The organism is Singulisphaera sp. GP187 (assembly GCF_900129635.1).
GTDB lineage: Bacteria > Planctomycetota > Planctomycetia > Isosphaerales > Isosphaeraceae > Singulisphaera.
The window spans coordinates 3857785-3874070 of record NZ_FSRB01000001.1 but is presented as its reverse complement, the minus strand read 5'-3'; the positions used below and the strand labels follow the sequence as shown (position 1 = coordinate 3874070).

Below are 16286 nucleotides of genomic sequence, written 5' to 3'. Positions count from 1 at the left end.
GGCTCCTCCCCCCCCCTTTCCGCGTCAATCCACGTAGAGAAATGCGTTGGAGCTGAACAAGGCCTGGCAGAAAGTGGCCAGGGCCTGGTGGGCCGGATCGGCCTTCTTGCTCGGCTTGGCGTTGCGGGTGGCGGCAAAATCCGCTTGCTGGTCGGCCAGGAAGCGCACGGCCGATTCGACCTGTTCCGGGGCGGGTTCGAGGGCCAGAGCCAGTCTCCAGGCGAGCTCGACTCGCGCCTTTGGAGCGTCGCCCGCTTCGTGGGCGACTCGGCCGGCGAAGGTCTCGGCCTGTTGCACCACGAAATCGTTATTCATCATCATGAGTGATTGTGGGGCGACGGTCGAGCTCGTCCGCCGTTCGCAATTGGGCGTCATCGGCGGTGCATCGAAGGTTTCCAGGAGGCCGAGCGGGAGGCTGCGGCGGACCTGGATGTACAGGCTCCGACGCCACTCCTCGGCACCCAACGAGGCACGCTGGCTGACGGGGCGGCCCGCTGCATCACGGTTGTCAATGCCGACGATGACCTGCCCCGCCTCGTCGATGGCGACCGGAACGGGGGGACCGTACATCGTGGGCGTGAGCTGACCGCTCACGGCCAGCATGGCGTCGCGGACCGCCTCGGCCTCGAGGCGACGGACCGGCATCCGACCGAAGAGCCGGTCGTCGGGATCGATCGCCTCCAGCTTCGGCTCGCGCCGGGACGATTGGCGGTAGGCGGTTGAGGTCAGGATCAACCGATGCAGTTTTTTGAGCGACCAGCCGTTGCTCATGAATTCATCAGCGAGCCAGTCGAGCAAGGCGGGATGCGAGGGGCGGTCGCCGAGCATGCCGAAGTCGCCCGGCGTGTTCACGATCCCCCGCCCGAAATGGTGCAGCCAGACCCGGTTGACCAGCACCCGAGCGACGAGCGGGTGCTTGCCGTTGGTCAGGTGACGCGCGTAGGCGAGCCGCCGCCCCGAGGTTGGGAGGGCGGGATCGTCGACCGGAATGTCCGGGGTCTCCGAGGCCGCGGTCAGTACGACCAGTTCCCCCGGTTGGACGGCCTGGCGGGGCTGCTGGATGTCGCCGCGGAAGAACAGGTGCGTGGTCGGGATCTGTCCCGGCACCTCGGTCAGGGCGTGCACGAAGTCTTCGGCGGGCCGTTTTTCGCGGGCCTTCGCCACCTGGCTGGCGAAATCCTTGGTCAGAGCGGCGAACGCTTTCGCGTCGTAGAGGCTGACGTTTCCGGGCGAGACGTTCAGCCGCGGGTAGGTCTTGAGCCACTGCTTCTGCGCGGCGGTCCGTTTCGCCGCGGGGGTGTCGCGGGCCTCGCGAAGCTCGCCACGCAACTCCTCAGGTGCCTCGGCCAGCTCTTGGTCGAAGACCTTCTGGACCAGGACCGCGAGCGCCTTGGCCCGCTCGCTGTCGATCGCCTTGACCTCGGTGTCGACGCTCGCGGCGCGGCTGCGTTCGTCGGCCGTCCAGAGCGAGACCAAGCGGGCCGCGGGCGGTCGCCAGTTCTCCGGGTTGTAGGCCGGCTCGAAGAGGGCTCGGAACCGGTAATAATCGTCCGCCGGAATCGGGTCGTAGCGGTGGGCGTGGCACTGGGCGCAGCCGACGGTCAGGCCGAGCAGTGACGTCGAGACGATCTTGATCGTCTCGGCGATCGTGTCGTTGCGGGCCAGGGCCTGCTCGGCCTCCGGATCGCTGCTGCCGTCGGGCGCCATCCGGAGGAACCCGGTCGCCACCAGCTTGTCGACCGCATCGGGAGCGAGGTCCTGGTAGGGGGGAGTGAGCATCTCGTCCCCCGCCAATTGCTCGCGGATCAACGTGTCCCAGGGCCGGTCGAGGTTGAGCGACCGGACCAGGTAGTCACGGTATTTGTAAGCATATTTCCGCTCCGCGTCCTTGGCGGAATAACCGTCGCTGTCGGCGTACCCGGCCACGTCCAGCCAGTGCCGGGCCCAGCGCTCGCCGTAACGGGGCGAGGCGAGCAGCCGGTCGACCAGCCGCTCGTAAGCGTTGCTGTCTTCGTCGGTCAGGAAGCGATCGACTTCCGCCGGGGTAGGGGGGAGTCCCGTGAGTGTGAACGTGACCCGACGGATCAAGGTTCGCTTGTCAGCCTCCGGGGCGAATTGGAGGTTTTCCTTCTCGAGTGGTTCGAGCAAGAACGCGTCGATCGGGACCCGGACCCGCGCTTGATTTTGGACGCGTGGCGGATCGGTGCGGCGGATGGGCTGGAATGACCAGAACGCCTTTTCCTCGTCGGTCGGCTCGACGCCCGGCGCGAGCTTTGCGGGTTCGGGCCGCGCGGTGACCGCTCCTTGATCGATCCAGGCGGCGATGAGTTCCTTATCTTTGGCCGAGAGCTTCTTGTCGAGCGGCGGCATCTCTTCGTCGTCGATCCGCTGCCAGAGAAAGCTCTCTTGATGGTTGCCGGGGACGAGCGCCTCGCCGGAAACTCCCCCTTGCTTCATCAAGCGGACCAAGCGAAGGTCGAGCTTGCCCTTGGGCTTCTCTTCCTCACCGTGGCACTGAAAGCAGTGCGCCTTGAGGATCGGCCGGACATCCTGCTCGTACGTCAGCCGTCGACTCTCGGGTTCCGAGGCGCTGACGCGGGGAGGAAGTGCCAAAGCCAGCGCCAACAAGAGGAGCCAACGTGTCATCATCACCGTGGACTCCGGCGGCCAAGGGGCCGCATTACGGTGGGAAGGTTGCAACCGTAAGAGTCAAACCAAGGTGCAATCAGGGCAGGGCGGGTGGTTCGAACGTCGATTTCGTGGAATCGACCGGACGGACCTCGTTTAACAATAGTCGAACCTCCCGGGGCATGCAAGAGAGTCCGGCTGGCGTTTTTGGCCTCTCCTTTTTCCTTCCCTATTCCCCCCTGGGACGCCCGCGGTCCCAGGGGAATTGAAATGAATCGATTAATCAACTAGTCAAGTGGTGTGAATGCTGTTGGGCGTAAAGCTGATTCACCAAAGACAGGGAGCTTACGCTCCCCGCTCGCCTATCAGGCGAGCGAACAATTACTTGGCGTTCGGTTCGTCGACGACGACGTGGAGTCTTGCAACCGCCTTGGCGCCTTGGCGGTTGGCGCGCTCGACGCGGACGAGATAATGACCGGGCTTGGCGAACGGGTGGGTCAGGATCGCATAGCCGTCTTTGGCGAGCGGCTTGACGGTGCCGTCGGAGTGGCTTGTGACGGCCGGGGTGCCGTCGCCGAAATCCCAGGTTTCTTCGCCGTCGGTGGTTCGAAACGTCCGTACCTTGAAGGTGACTGGCTCGCCCGGCTTGATCCCGGTCGTGGGCATGAATGAGGCGTGGATGGTAGGCGGAAGCTGGTCCGGGTTCGAGCGGTCGAGCACCTGGACGATGGCGAAGTCGTAGTCGACGTGGCCCTGACGATCGGTCACTTTGAGAATCTCGGTGTACGCACCAGGACGATCGTAGACGTGCTCAACTTTTGGTCCATTGATGGAGGTGCCATCGCTCAACGTCCATTCATAACGGGCGAGGCTCCCTGAACGGCTCCATGACTTGGTGCCGTCGAGGGTGACCGGCTCACCGGTCCAACTGAGCCGATGAGGTCGGGCCACGGCTACGAGGTCGGGCTTTTGCTCGCGCTGAGCGGCTTGCCAGAGGTAGGCGTAGCCTTCCTCGGTGCCCCAACGGCCGGATGGCTGCTGGCTCTTGATCTCGAAATGGAGGTGGGACCAGCCGCCGCTCGCCCCTTCTTTGCCGAGAACGCCGATCTTCTGCCCTTTGCGAACCGACGCCCCTGGGGTGATCGCCGGGTCGATCGATTGGAGATGACTGTAGCGGTAGTACCAGCCTTGGGGATCGACCAGGTAGACGACGTCATAGCGTGGGCGGGCCGGCGTATCCTGGAAGCCCGGTGTGAGCGTGGTCCCGGCGCTGGCGACGAAGCCATCGGTCGCCGCCACGACGTCGACAAGGCCCTCTGCGCCGCCGATGTCCAGGCCGCTGTGATAGTAAATCTTCTTGACGTCGGGCTTCTCGCCGCCATCGACATAGACGGGTTCGTTGGCCATTTGCGTGCTCGTGGCGAACCAGCGCTGGCGGACCGGGTAGCTGAAGGCCGTCGGATCGATCCAAGGTGATTTTGCCGGCCAGAGCCGGATCCGGGCATCCTTCTCGAGCGCCCACGAGTCTTCGCCGCTGTTGCCGCGGCATCCCCCCGTGATCGGGCAATCCACCTGCACGCCTCCGGCGGGAACCGGCAAGTTGTAGTTGCCCGTGGCGAGGGTGACAGGCTTGCCATTGACCTCGACTTTGACCTGGGCGCCACGCACGGCCTGGCGGATCGGGTCGCGGTCTTCCTTGAGGTCGATCAGCTTGACGGTTGCCTCCTTGCCGTCGGCGAGCGTAACCACCGCCGATTCGCCCACGGAGAGGTCAACCACCCGAACCAGAGGCTCCGTCGTGGGCCGGGGCGGGCCGGGCTTCAGGGACAACTTCGCGTTCGCGTCCTGGGCTTGGTAGGCCTTGGTGCTCAACCGGTAGGCCGCGGCGACCTGCTCCGGCGACAAGGGGCGTCCGGCCGGGTCGACCGACGCGGCGATTGTGAGCGGGCGAGGTGCGACGAGCGCCGCCAGGTCGGGCAGGTCGTAATCGACGAGGGCGCCGGGGACAGTGTTGGAGAGCTGGTCACGCGTGATCGGTGTCCGCACGATGTCGGACCAAGAGGTAATCGCGCTGTCAAGCGAAAGGGCGTTGATCCTTGGTTCGAGTGCCGTGGCATGAAGGGCGATCGGGCCGGCCGTCCCCTGGCCGATCAGGGCGATCCCGTCTTGATACTCAGCGGCGACGGCACCAATCACGGAGAGCAGGTCGCCCACGCGTTGCCCGAGCAGAGGGCGGCCGAGGTTGATCGCGAGGAACGCCTCCTTCGAATCCACGCCGAATGGCCCCGACTTCGTGCTGGGAGCGGTCTCGCCCATTCCCCGGAGGCCCACAATCAAAACGGGATTCCCTGACTTGGCCAGGGGCTCGCTCTGATGCCCCAGGGCCAGGCTCTCGCGTTTGTCGTCTCCAACGACGACAGTCAGGCGCTTGCCTTCCCCTGTCTTCTCAGGAATGAGGAGCAGAGCGGGCACCTTGATCCCGGGTTCGGTTGTGAACACAAGCTTGCGGATCGTGTAGCCAGACCGTTTGAGTGCCTCACCCCGTTCTTCGCGATCGGCGGGCGTGATCGAGTCGCGGAGGCCAATCCGCCGGCGCACCTGGGCGAGCCGGGTGGCCTTGTCTTGTTTCGCTTGCGATTGCTCGCGGCGCCGGGCGAGTTCGTCGGCGTGCTCGATGTTGAGGTCGAAGACCGACTTGCCGTGAAAGCTGCTCAAGACCTGGCCGGTCTCGGTGCATTGAAGCTGCGCGTCGGTTGCGATCGCGAAGTCGCTCTCGACCGGGGCATCATCAATCTTCAAGAGCCAGCGCCTCAGCCAGCGGGTCGCGGCCTCGCGCCTTGGCTTGGTGAAGCCGTGGGGTTCGTCCGACTCGAACAGGTCGACCCGTTCGCCGAAGCCGAGCCGGCCGTAGACCAGCTTCACCTCACGAAAGGTATCCCAGCTTCCCTGGATGTCGAAGAAGTCACGCGTGCCGACCGAGAAGAGGGTCGGCTTGGGAGCGCGGAGGATCGCATAGTCGCCGTGGTCCATGCCGAAGGCGACCTGGCCGGTGATGTTTTGCTCGGCGTCTTGCGGGCCGATCGTGCTGAAGAGCCGGTCGAGCGAGGTGAGATAGCACGACGGCGCGGCCACGGCGATCCGGTCGTCGAGGGCCATCAGGTAGGCCGTCAAGGTGCCGCCTCCCGAGTTCCCCGTGCAGCCGAGTCGCTTCGGGTCGACCTCGGGGCGCGAGGCGAGGTAGTCGAGGCTTCGAATGCCGTCCCAGATCCGGTAGGACGCCAGCGAGCGGCCGACGAGTAATGACCCGATCCCGGCCATGGTATGCTCGGTGGTGCTTCCTAGAATCGCAGCTTTCCCCTGGTCGTCGAGCAGTTGGAGCCTCTCCCCCTGGCCGATCGGGTCGTAGCAGAGCGCGGCCATGCCGTTCTTTGCCAGGGAAATGCAAATGCGCTGATAAGTGTCGCCCGCCTTGCCGTTCTGGCTGTGGCCGCAAGGGACCAGGACTCCCGGAACGGGTGAGTCCGTCGTGGGCAAGTAGAGCACCCCCGTGACGTGGTGACCGGGCCGGCTCTCGTAGACCAGACGCTCGACGCGGTAGCCGTCGCGCGGGTCGGTGGCGACGACGCGGGCGTTGAGCGGCGTCTTCTCGGGCAGGTCGCCCAGCGCCTCGAGGAACTTGGCACGGATCTCCGTCTGCCGCTGGCGGACCGCCTCGGGCGTCTGCAAGCCGGCGACCGTCTTGCGTCGCGCTTCGAGAAGTTCGTGGGCTTGGCGCTCCAAGGCTCGGTAGAGCATGGTTCGAGGCTGCTCGTCGGACTTGAGCACGGTGCCGATGTCCTCGGCCCGAAGCGGGCCGGCCCCGAGGACGATCCAGACGCCGAGGACCAGGCAGAATCGAGAACAGATCGAAGAGTCGGCAGGTTTCATGTCCGCGGCTCCCAGGAGGCTGTCAGGCCGGTACGGCACGATTTTGGCCACGTTTGCGTCGTTTGCCAAAGGGGCAAGAGGCGGGATTGTCGTCGAGACGGCTCGTCTCTTGTGGTGTGGACGGCTTGCCACAATAATCGGTCCGATCCGTCGGGGAAATCCTTTGCTCCCGAAGCGCCTTCGAAAAAGGATTCTCCAAACGAGACTGTAGCAAGGATACCGGGATCTCGTTCCCACGCTCTGCGTGGGAACGAGTTTTTGTCGCGAGTTTCGGCCTCCGGAGCAGACAGAAGGCCCGGTTTCCTTGCGACAGACTTCTCCAAACCGCTCGACGACCTCGGCTCGCACCGTCTGAGAAAAATCGCGACGAGCCCGTCCGCCTTATGAGGCGATTGGTTATTGATGATATTTAATAAGAGGAAGATGAATGAATCTTGAAGTTCTTGCGATCGTGGTCTCGTTGGCCCTTTTGATGGTGCTGGCCTACCGGGGGTTCCCGGTGATCATCTTTGCCCCGATCTGTGCGCTGCTGGCGGTCGGGCTTTCGGGGAGGGCGCTCCTGCCGAGCTATACCGAGACGTTCATGACGGCCGCGACCGGTTACATTCGCTCGTTCTTCCCACTCTTCTTGATGGGCGCGATCTTTGGCAAGTTGATGGAGACGAATGGGTCGGCCGCGGCCATCGCTGGGTCGATTGCCGGGTTACTGGGGGCGCGGCGGGCGATCCTGGCCGTCGTGCTCGCCTGTGCGGTGCTGACCTACGGCGGGGTCTCGCTCTTCGTCGTGGCGTTCGCCGTCTATCCGTTTGCCTCGGCCTTGTTCCGCGAGGCGGATATCCCCAAGCGGCTGATCCCGGGGGCGATTGCGTTGGGGGCGTTCACGCTCACGATGGATGCGCTGCCGGGTTCGCCGCAGATTCAGAACCTGATTCCCACCCGCTTTTTTGGAACCGATACCTACGCCGGGCCGGTGGTCGGCATCATCGGGGGCGTGTTGGTGCTTCTGGGCGGCCTCTTCTGGCTTGACCGTCGTCGCGCGATGGCGGCCGCCGCGGGCGAGGGGTACGGCACGGGGCATCGCAATGAACCGGAGGTCGGGTCGAACGAAGGGCGGCCCCCCTTGTTCGTCGCCTTGATCCCCCTGGGCCTGGTCTTGGGGGCGAACTTCGTTCTGAGCCGGACGGCGTGGTCGGTCGCGAACTGGTATCCCGATGCGGTGCTTCATCGCGACTTTCCCGCGGTCAACGTCGCGGCTTCGGCACCGACCTGGGCCTTGATCGTGGCCCTGGCGCTGGGGATTACCGCCGCTTTGGCGATCAACCCAAAGCGCTGGAAGGACCGGTTCTCGGGAACCCTCACCGCCGCCACCTCGGGCGCTCTGCTCGCGATCTTCAACACGGCGTCGGAGGTGGGATTCGGTAACGTCGTCAAGACCTTGCCCGGCTTCTTCGTGATCCGGGACAGCGTCTTCCTCGTGAGCCGTCACGTCCTCGTGGCCGAGGCGGTTGCCGTCAACGTGCTGGCCGGGATCACCGGGTCGGCCTCGGGGGGGCTCTCGATCGCCCTGGAGGTGATGGGCGCACGCTACCTGGAACTGGCCCGAGCCCAGGGGATCAGCCCTGAGCTGCTCCATCGGATTGCGTCGATGGCGTCCGGCGGTATGGACACCCTCCCGCACAACGGCGCGGTGATTACCTTGCTGGCGATCACCGGCTTGACACACCGCCAATCCTATCCCGATATCTTTGCGATCACCATCCTCAAGACCGTAACCGTGTTCGCCATGGCGTTCGGAGTCTCGGCGTTCCACGGGGGCTGATTTACAAAAGAGGCAGAGCGCCTGCCCGCTACGGTTACGATGGCAAGGGGAGCCCCCCGGATCGCTCGCTGGGAAGCCCGTCGACGCCGGTGGGGAAGATGTTGTAGAATATAAATTCAACGCAGGCCGCTTGCCGACACCTCCCTGAGGGTTGCGATCGCCACAGCCTGGGGGCCAGCTCCCACGGGGCTTCGGCAACGCAACGGGGAGCCTGCCTCTTCCTCCATATAACAAACCTCGACGGACGTGTCAGCCGTATCAAAATTCATCCGACGACGATGGGACAGGCCATGCGAACCATGCTGACGACGATGCCTGCCAGTCTGCTCGCGACGGGGTGGCTCGCCATCGCCGTTTCGGTGGCGCAAGGGGGAGACGGAGACCCGCGGTTCAACCGCGACGTCCGTCCGGTCCTCGCCGAAACCTGCTTTCGCTGCCATGGGCCGGGGGTCAAAAAAGCGGGTCTGCGGCTCGATCAGCGCGAGGCGGCCCTCAAGCCGACCGAGAGTGGCGAGATTCCGATCGTCCCGGGCAAGACGGACGAGAGTGAGCTCATCCGCCGGATTTTCAGCGAAGACGAGAGTGAGGTCATGCCTCCTCCGAGCGCGAAGAAGCCGTTGACCCTCGAGCAAAAGAATCTGCTGAAGCAGTGGGTGGAGCTCGGCGCACCCTACGAGGCTCACTGGTCGTACACCGCCCCGGTCAAGGACCAGGCACCACGCCCGCAGAAGGGGGCCAGCGCAGGCGCAGGGAACCCGATCGACGCGTTCATTGCCGACCGGCTCCAGCGCGACGGCTTATCGATGACGCCCGAGGCCGATAAGGAAACCCTGATCCGTCGCGTCGCGTTCACGCTCACCGGGCTGCCGCCGACGCCCCGCGAGGTGGATGCGTTCCTGGGTGATTCCTCGTCGAAGGCTTATGAAAACATGGTGGAACGCTATCTCTTCTCGCCGCGGTACGGCGAGGAGATGGCCCGCCACTGGCTCGACGTCGCCCGCTATGCCGATACCCATGGACTCCACCTTGATAACGAACGGCAGATGTGGCACTACCGCGACTGGGTGGTCAAGTCGTTCAACGACAACCAGCCGTTTGATCGGTTCACGATCGAACAACTGGCGGGGGATTTGCTCCCGGAACCGACGCCCGACCAACTGATCGCGACCGGCTTCAACCGGTGCGGGGTGACGACCAGCGAGGGGGGCTCGATCGACGCCGAGTGGTACTTTCGCAACGCTGTGGAACGTGTCAGCACGATGGCCGAGACCTGGATGGGAATGACGGCCGGTTGCGCCGTCTGCCATGACCACAAGTTCGACCCGCTCTCGGCGAAGGAGTTCTACTCGCTCTACGCCTTTTTCTACTCGGCGGCGGGCCCCGCGATGGACGGGAACGCCCTGCTGCATGAGCCGACTTTGAAGTTGCCGACACCGCGGCAAAAGGGGACGCTCGCGGAGCTCGATGCGCGGCTCGCGGAAGTTCGCCAGGAGCTGGACCGACAACGTCAAGCGCTCGCCTATCGCGACCCCGCCGAAACGGCCAAGCCGGTTGGTGCGGATCAGGCGGCCTCGAAACCGTCGGCGGAGGGGGTCGACCCTCGGGCGAACGACCCGAACCAGTCGTTCCGCGCCTGGTCGAAACTAGGGGGAGTGACCGAAGCAAAGTCCGCCCCGGCCGGGATTCAGGCGCTGCTCAAGAAGGCCCATGCCGGTCCCTTGCCTCCGGCGGAAGAGTCGTCTCTTCGCGCTTACTACCTCGAGAATGTCTGCGAAGCGACCAAGGGGCCGTTCAAGCCGCTGCTCGAGCAGGTGACCGCCTTGACAAAGGAACGCACCGAGCTGGACGCTCAGATCGTCGCTACTTACATTTTCAAAGATCTGGATAAGCCACGCGACGCGTTTGTCATGCTTCGCGGCCAGTACGACGCGCCGGGAACCAAGGTCGAGCCCGGCACCCCCGCCGTCTTGCCCCCGCTCCACCGTGGCGGGACGGGCACTCGTGCCACGCGCCTCGACCTCGCGAACTGGCTGGTGTCGCCGGAGCATCCGCTGACGGGGCGCGTGACCGTGAACCGGTTCTGGCAGCAACTCTTCGGCACCGGACTCGTCAAAACCGCCTTCGACTTCGGCACGCAAGGGGAACCACCGAGCCACCCCGAGTTGCTCGACTGGCTCGCCGTCTCGTTCCGGGAGAGCGGCTGGGACGTCAAGGCGCTCGTCCGGCTGATGGTGAACTCGGCGACGTTCCGCCAGTCGTCGCGGATCACGCCTGACCTCTTGAAACGCGACCCGGAGAACCGGCTCTACGCTCGCGGCCCGCGGTACCGACTCGACGCCGAGCAGATTCGCGACAATGCCCTGTTCGTGTCCGGGCTGGTCAACTTTGAAATGGGGGGCAGGGGAGTGCGGCCCTATCAGCCGCCCAACATCTGGGAGCCGGTTGCCTTCACGGGGTCGAACACGCGCTCCTATCAGCCGGACACGGGCGCCGCGGTCTATCGCCGGAGCCTGTATACGTTCATGAAGCGGACAGCGCCGCCGCCGTTCCTGACGAACTTCGATGCGCCGAACCGCGAGGCGTTCTGCACCCGCCGTGAGCGGAGCAACACCCCGCTCCAGGCGTTGCAACTGATGAACGACGTGCAGCACTTCGAAGCGGCCCGCGCTCTTGCCGAACAGATGATGAGCGACGGCGGCGCGACGCCCGCCGACCGGATCCGCCACGGCTTCCGTCTGGTGCTGGCCCGCCGGCCGGAAGCGGAGGAGCTCAGCACCCTTGAAGATCAGTTCGGCAAGCACCTCGCCCGGTTCGTCCGCGATCCCGAAGCGGCGAAAAAGGTCGTTCACGTCGGCAACACACCATCGCGGGCGACACTGCCTGAGCTCGAGCTGGCCGCCTACGCACTCGTGGCCAATACGCTTCTCAACCTGGATGAGACGGTGACCAAGAACTGATCTGGTCTCGCCGTTGATGTCGATCTGAGATCATCGCCCGCCCGACTTAAATCTCTGCCCGAGGTCCTGGCGCATGAACCCGCTCTTCGAATACCAGCAGCAACAGAACCGCCGTCAGTTCTTCGGCGACGTGGGGCTCCGTGCCGGTGGGATCGCCCTGGGAATGCTCCTGGGTGAGTCGGCCGCACGAGCCGCCGCAACCGATCGGATCCAACCCGCGCGGGCCGACCTGCCGCACTTTCCGCCCAAGGCCAAGTCGCTCATTTATCTTCACATGAACGGTGGCCCGTCCCAGCTCGACCTCTGGGACTACAAGCCGCAGCTTCAAAAACACTTCGAGAGCGACCTCCCCGCGAGTATCCGCAACGGCCAGCGGATCACGACGATGACCAGCGGCCAGACCCGGTTCCCCGTCGCCCCCTCGAAGTTCGCCTTCCGGCAAGCCGGAGAGTGCGGGACCTGGATCAGCGAGCTCCTGCCGCATACCGCGCGGATCGTCGATGAGATCGCCTTGATCAAGTCGGTGCACACGAACGCGATCAATCACGACCCCGCCTGCACGTTCGTCATGACCGGCAGTGAGATCCCGGGCAAGCCGAGCGTCGGCTCGTGGCTCTCGTACGGCCTCGGGAGCGAGAGCAACGACCTCCCTGCCTTCGTCGCGTTCACGCCGACGTTTCCGAAGTCGGGCAACGGCCAGGCGCTGTTCACGCGGATGTGGAGCAGTGGCTTCCTGCCGACCACGCACAACGGCGTTGCGCTCCGCGGAACGGGGGACCCGGTTCTCTACCTTCAGAACCCGTCGGGCGTCACCGGCGACGATCGCCGCGCCATGCTCGATGCGCTGGGCAAGCTCAACAACCGCCAGCTCGAACGGTTCGGCGATCCCGAGACCCGAACGCGGATCGCCCAGTACGAGATGGCCTTCCGGATGCAGTCGAGCGTGCCCGAGCTCGTGGACGTTTCCAAGGAACCGGCGCACATCCTCGACCTCTACGGCCCGAACGTGCAGACGCCCGGCACCTTCGCCCACAGCGCCTTGATGGCGCGTCGGCTTGTCGAGCGCGGAGTGCGCGCGGTGCAGATCCTCCATCGCGGCTGGGACCAGCACTCGGTGCTTCCGATGGCGCTGGGGAACCAGTGCCTCGACACCGACCAGGCCACCGCGGCGCTCGTCCTCGACCTCAAGCAGCGCGGCTTGCTCGACGACACCCTCGTCGTGTGGGGAGGCGAGTTCGGTCGCACCGTCTATTCTCAGGGGACGCTCACGAAAGACGACTACGGCCGCGACCATCATCCCCGGAACTTCTGCATGTGGATGGCCGGGGGGGGAATCAAGAAAGGGATTGTCGTCGGCGAAACCGACGACTTCAGCTACAACGTGGTGGACGAGCCGGTGCACGTCAACGACCTCAACGCCACGATCCTCCATTGCATGGGAATCGACCACGAACGGTTCACATACAAGTTCCAGGGCCTCGATCAGCGCCTGACCGGCGTCGAACCCGCGAAGGCCGTCGCCAAACTGCTCGCCTGATCACAATATATCAAAAGGCGAGCAGGGGCTGATTGCTCCTTCGCTTTCCTCTTCATATCGCGAGCCAAAGGCGAGCGAATTCTTCGCGCTCAGGGCGTAAACGCTTTCAAGGCCGCGGCCTCATGGTCGTGGATCTCGACATACTTGCTGAGGCCGATGATATCGGCCCCGACGCGAACGTCGGGGTCGAGTTCACAGAGCTTGATTTGCTGCCCGGTCGCGTTGGCCCCGTTCATCAGCTTGGCGAGGACGGCGAACCCGGTGCTGCTGAGGAAGCGGACATGGCGGAAGTTGAGCAGGAGCCGCTGCGCCCATTCCTGGCCGGCCACGGTGCTCAACTCGGCGCCGAGTTCGAGAGCCAGGTCGGGGCCACGCAGGTCCTTGCTCGTAATCTCGACGACTGCAACATCGTTGACCATGCTTACGTCGATATGTTTAAAATCAGCGGTAGCCATTCTAGAGACCTTTCTCGGGCAGTCGAACGCAGGGATCCGGTTTAGCGGGCAGTCTTGAGGAACTGGACCGCGTCGATGATGACGTGGCCCGTCGTCCCCTCGTTGAGGATTTCCACGGCCGCCTTGTCATTGAGGTCGAAAGTGCCGATTCGGACGAACGGCTCGTCCGACTTCGGTGGCCCTTTCTTCTGGTCGAGTGTGACGCGGGCGATCCCGTTCGCGTGGTGGATTCGGATCGGGATCGCCGAGGCGCGATTGTCGTTCGCCGTGTAGGCGACCCGGACTTCATATCGGCCTGGTTCCAGCTTGGCGCGGAAGGTGGCCGACTTTTTGCCTTTATCGGTGTTGCCGTCATGGCGGTAGCCGGCGCCGACGAACGGACCGACGACCGAGCTGGTGCCCCAGTTTCCGGTGAGCTCGGCCGCTTCGTCATCGACGACGACTCCGGGGAGCGATTGGGTCGAGAGCACTTGTCGTGCGGTGCGGGGCAGGTCGAGCACCTGGTGGTCGGCCAGCAGTCTGCGCTGGAGCGGGGCGTAGTCAACGTCTTGGACCCCGGTGCCGGCATCGATCGCGGCGGCGGCCGCGGTGGCCGCGGACTGGCCGAGGATCAGGAAGACCGGCTCCATCCGGATCGAGCCGTAGGCGATGTGCGACGACGAGAGGCAGACCGGCACGAGCAAGTTGGTGCACTCGGCGGCCTTCGGCACAATGGCGCGGTAGCTGATCGGGTACGGGCCACCGGGGCTGACCTGGATGTCTCCTTCGTTGCGGGCCTGGCCATTCGCATCGACATAACGCTGGACGTGATGTGAATCCATGTTGTAGGAACCCATCCCGATCGGCTCGGGCGTCGGCTCGGTCCCTTGCAGGTGGCGTTCGGTCATCACGAAATCGGTGACCATCCGCCTCGCTTCGCGGACGTAGATCTGGTGCGGCCAGTGGCCGTTGTCGGTGAACTCGTCCTTGGGAAGACCCCAGCGGCTCATCGCGGTGCGGATCGGCTCGGGAACCCCGGGATCGTTGGCGATGTAGTACATCAGCCCCTTCTGATAGAGCTCATGTTCCTTGATGATCTCCCGGCGCCGGTCGTACGACCCTTCCGGGTAATCGTAGTTCATCCCGATGTTGTCGGTCGAGAAACCACCGTGGTTGTTCGTGTCGGTCTTATGATTGGGGACCGGGTCGAACTTGTTGAAGACCCCTTTCCAGCCGGTCCGGAGGTAGCGGCCGAGCAGTTCGTACTGCTTCGGGTCGTATCCGTTCGGCTTCTCGAACGGGATTCGGTTCCCGTCGTCGTCGGTCAGGCACATCCGGAAGCAGTAAGCCTGGATCCGGTTGTCCGCTTCGCCATCCTGGCCCGGCGAACCCGCGTGGATCCGGGGGAGCAGGCCGCTCGAGGGGTCGCCGGGGACGACATAAGGGTCGACGGGCTTCTCGAACTGGTGGCTGACCGCGCGACGGGTCTGGACGCCGTTCATCGTCTCTCCATACTTCGCGTTCGCCTCGCGTCCGACGGTAAATGAGACGCCGGCCGCGGCCATCAGGTCCCCCTCGTAGGTGGCGTCGATGAAGACCTTGCCACGATAAGTCTTGCCGCTCAGCGTGCGGATCGCGACGATCTTCGTCCCTTCCTTCGTGACCCCTTTTTCGCGGTCGAGCCATTCGTTGCGCACGACCGGGATTTTCGATTCGGCGACCAGCTCTTCGAAAACTTTCTCGGCGATATGAGGCTCGAACGCCCAGATCGCGTCCTCCTTGCGGTGATAAAGGCGATAATCCTCGGGTTTCTGCTGCTTCCAGTTCTCCGGCTTGTCATAGTGGGCCTTGATGCGGCGATAATACTCGAGCGCCAGGCCGCCGACCGCTTCCTTGCGGCCGCTGTCGGTCCAGCCGAGCCCGCCACTCGTCAACCCGCCAAGGTGCACCTCGGGCGCGACGACGACGACCGACTTGCCCATCCGCGTGGCTTGCACCGCCGCGCTGATGCCGGCGGAAGTCCCCCCGTAGACGACCACGTCATAGGGGTCACGGACGGGTTCATCAGGTTGCGGCGCGGCGATAACCGCGCAAAGCAGCAGAGCGTACATCGGCAACAAACCTCGACATTTGGAGTTTCAGGCCCCCGTGGGGGGAGAGGGCAGGGTCGACCGGTTCCGGGGAAAGCAACGGCGGATCGCCTTTGTCACATTGAGGTTACAGGCGGAGCTAGGCCGAGGCAATCGTGAGTGCCCTTGAATCGGCGATTCGCCGCCTTTTGACCGAGCGTCGAAGCGATTCCAGAGGTCGGAACGCTTGCCCTTTGGTCCTTACCGATACCGTTCGGACGATGATGTCATTGACGGTCTTGGTTTTGACCGTGGCCGAGAGGGGACCGCATTCGCGGGTTCCGGATGCCATGGCGTCTGATTCAACGGTTCCAAGTCTCGAACACTTGACCCACCCCAAGCGATCATTGCGGGGCGCTTCAACGAAGCTCATCTCTTGGTTCTCGCAACGGCTCACGAGAGTTTGGAGTCTCTTTATGAAGCGACCTGAGCGGAATGCGGGATTGTCGTGGCTCTCCTCGTATGGCAAGCGCTGGTGGGACGGCTTCAGTCTCGTTTTTACCACGATGTGTGCGTTTGCGGTCGTACTCTTGCCGTTTCGACTGTGGGACCACCTGGAGAAACAATACGGAGCCGATTTTTAATGACTTACTTATGTTCATGTCGCGTAGATCGTGCTTGGTGGCCCGCCGTTTTTTAGCATGATTTTCCGCGCTCTGAACTTTGAGCGTTCGAGAGCCGGAGAGCCCGGAATTTGACGACGGTGTTCCGGGAACCGTCCAAGAAGCTTAGCTGTTCATAAGGCGTCGCGTGTTAAATTATCGCATGGTTAAGAATTGAAAGGTTGTCGGCATGAGCGAAAGAAATTCCCGGCGACGGTCATGAGGTCGACGAAGGCTGGACAACCCCGCAGGC

General features: G+C 64.1%; 8 protein-coding genes. 4 read left to right on the top strand and 4 right to left on the bottom strand.

Annotated elements, in window-relative coordinates; all coding sequences use genetic code 11:
• Window positions 1-24: 24 nt before the first annotated feature.
• Together BUS42_RS15095 and BUS42_RS15090 are read right to left on the bottom strand one after the other, a co-directional pair.
• Entirely contained in the window at window positions 25-2649 is a 2625-nt protein-coding gene (locus BUS42_RS15095; protein WP_074307616.1) for a PSD1 and planctomycete cytochrome C domain-containing protein, read from the bottom strand.
• A 360-nt stretch (window positions 2650-3009) separates the two neighbouring features.
• Window positions 3010-6555 (bottom strand): PKD domain-containing protein, encoded by a 3546-nt coding sequence (locus BUS42_RS15090; protein ID WP_074311078.1) that lies wholly within the window; start codon window positions 6553-6555, stop codon window positions 3010-3012.
• 427 nt (window positions 6556-6982) lie between these two features.
• Here BUS42_RS15090 and BUS42_RS15085 point away from each other — a divergent pair, with 427 nt between their 5' ends.
• From BUS42_RS15085 to BUS42_RS15075, 3 genes are all read left to right on the top strand, one after another.
• A complete protein-coding gene (locus tag BUS42_RS15085) occupies window positions 6983-8374 on the top strand; it encodes a GntP family permease (RefSeq protein ID WP_074307615.1) in 1392 nt (463 codons plus the stop codon).
• A 290-nt stretch (window positions 8375-8664) separates the two neighbouring features.
• Window positions 8665-11331 carry a PSD1 and planctomycete cytochrome C domain-containing protein gene (locus tag BUS42_RS15080; protein ID WP_074307614.1) on the top strand — a complete coding sequence of 889 codons (2667 nt, stop codon included), beginning with the start codon at window positions 8665-8667 and terminating at the stop codon, window positions 11329-11331.
• A gap of 73 nt (window positions 11332-11404) precedes the next feature.
• The gene (locus BUS42_RS15075) at window positions 11405-12868 is read left to right on the top strand and encodes a DUF1501 domain-containing protein (RefSeq protein WP_074307613.1); all 1464 of its coding nucleotides are present in this window, start codon (window positions 11405-11407) and stop codon (window positions 12866-12868) included.
• An 89-nt stretch (window positions 12869-12957) separates the two neighbouring features.
• Here the strand turns inward: BUS42_RS15075 and BUS42_RS15070 are convergent, their stop codons facing one another.
• A complete protein-coding gene (locus BUS42_RS15070) occupies window positions 12958-13287 on the bottom strand; it encodes an STAS domain-containing protein (protein WP_254053526.1) in 330 nt (109 codons plus the stop codon).
• Window positions 13288-13364: 77 nt separating this feature from the next.
• Window positions 13365-15413, bottom strand: a complete 2049-nt coding sequence (locus tag BUS42_RS15065; RefSeq protein WP_074307611.1) for an FAD-dependent oxidoreductase — start codon at window positions 15411-15413, stop codon at window positions 13365-13367.
• Window positions 15414-15847: 434 nt separating this feature from the next.
• Between BUS42_RS15065 and BUS42_RS45130 the strand changes: the two genes are divergently transcribed.
• Window positions 15848-16015, top strand: a complete 168-nt coding sequence (locus BUS42_RS45130) for a hypothetical protein (protein WP_254053525.1) — start codon at window positions 15848-15850, stop codon at window positions 16013-16015.
• The last annotated feature ends 271 nt before the right edge of the window (window positions 16016-16286 follow it).

What these genes read in the sequence shown, in the direction of transcription:
- BUS42_RS45130 (WP_254053525.1), top strand. Translation starts at nt 15,848, where the DNA reads ATGAAGCGACCTGAGCGGAATGCGGGATTGTCGTGGCTCTCCTCGTAT.
- BUS42_RS15095 (WP_074307616.1), bottom strand. Translation starts at nt 2,649, where the DNA reads ATGATGACACGTTGGCTCCTCTTGTTGGCGCTGGCTTTGGCACTTCCT.
- BUS42_RS15065 (WP_074307611.1), bottom strand. Translation starts at nt 15,413, where the DNA reads ATGTACGCTCTGCTGCTTTGCGCGGTTATCGCCGCGCCGCAACCTGAT.
- BUS42_RS15080 (WP_074307614.1), top strand. Translation starts at nt 8,665, where the DNA reads ATGCGAACCATGCTGACGACGATGCCTGCCAGTCTGCTCGCGACGGGG.
- BUS42_RS15070 (WP_254053526.1), bottom strand. Translation starts at nt 13,287, where the DNA reads ATGGTCAACGATGTTGCAGTCGTCGAGATTACGAGCAAGGACCTGCGT.
- BUS42_RS15075 (WP_074307613.1), top strand. Translation starts at nt 11,405, where the DNA reads ATGAACCCGCTCTTCGAATACCAGCAGCAACAGAACCGCCGTCAGTTC.
- BUS42_RS15090 (WP_074311078.1), bottom strand. Translation starts at nt 6,555, where the DNA reads ATGAAACCTGCCGACTCTTCGATCTGTTCTCGATTCTGCCTGGTCCTC.
- BUS42_RS15085 (WP_074307615.1), top strand. Translation starts at nt 6,983, where the DNA reads ATGAATCTTGAAGTTCTTGCGATCGTGGTCTCGTTGGCCCTTTTGATG.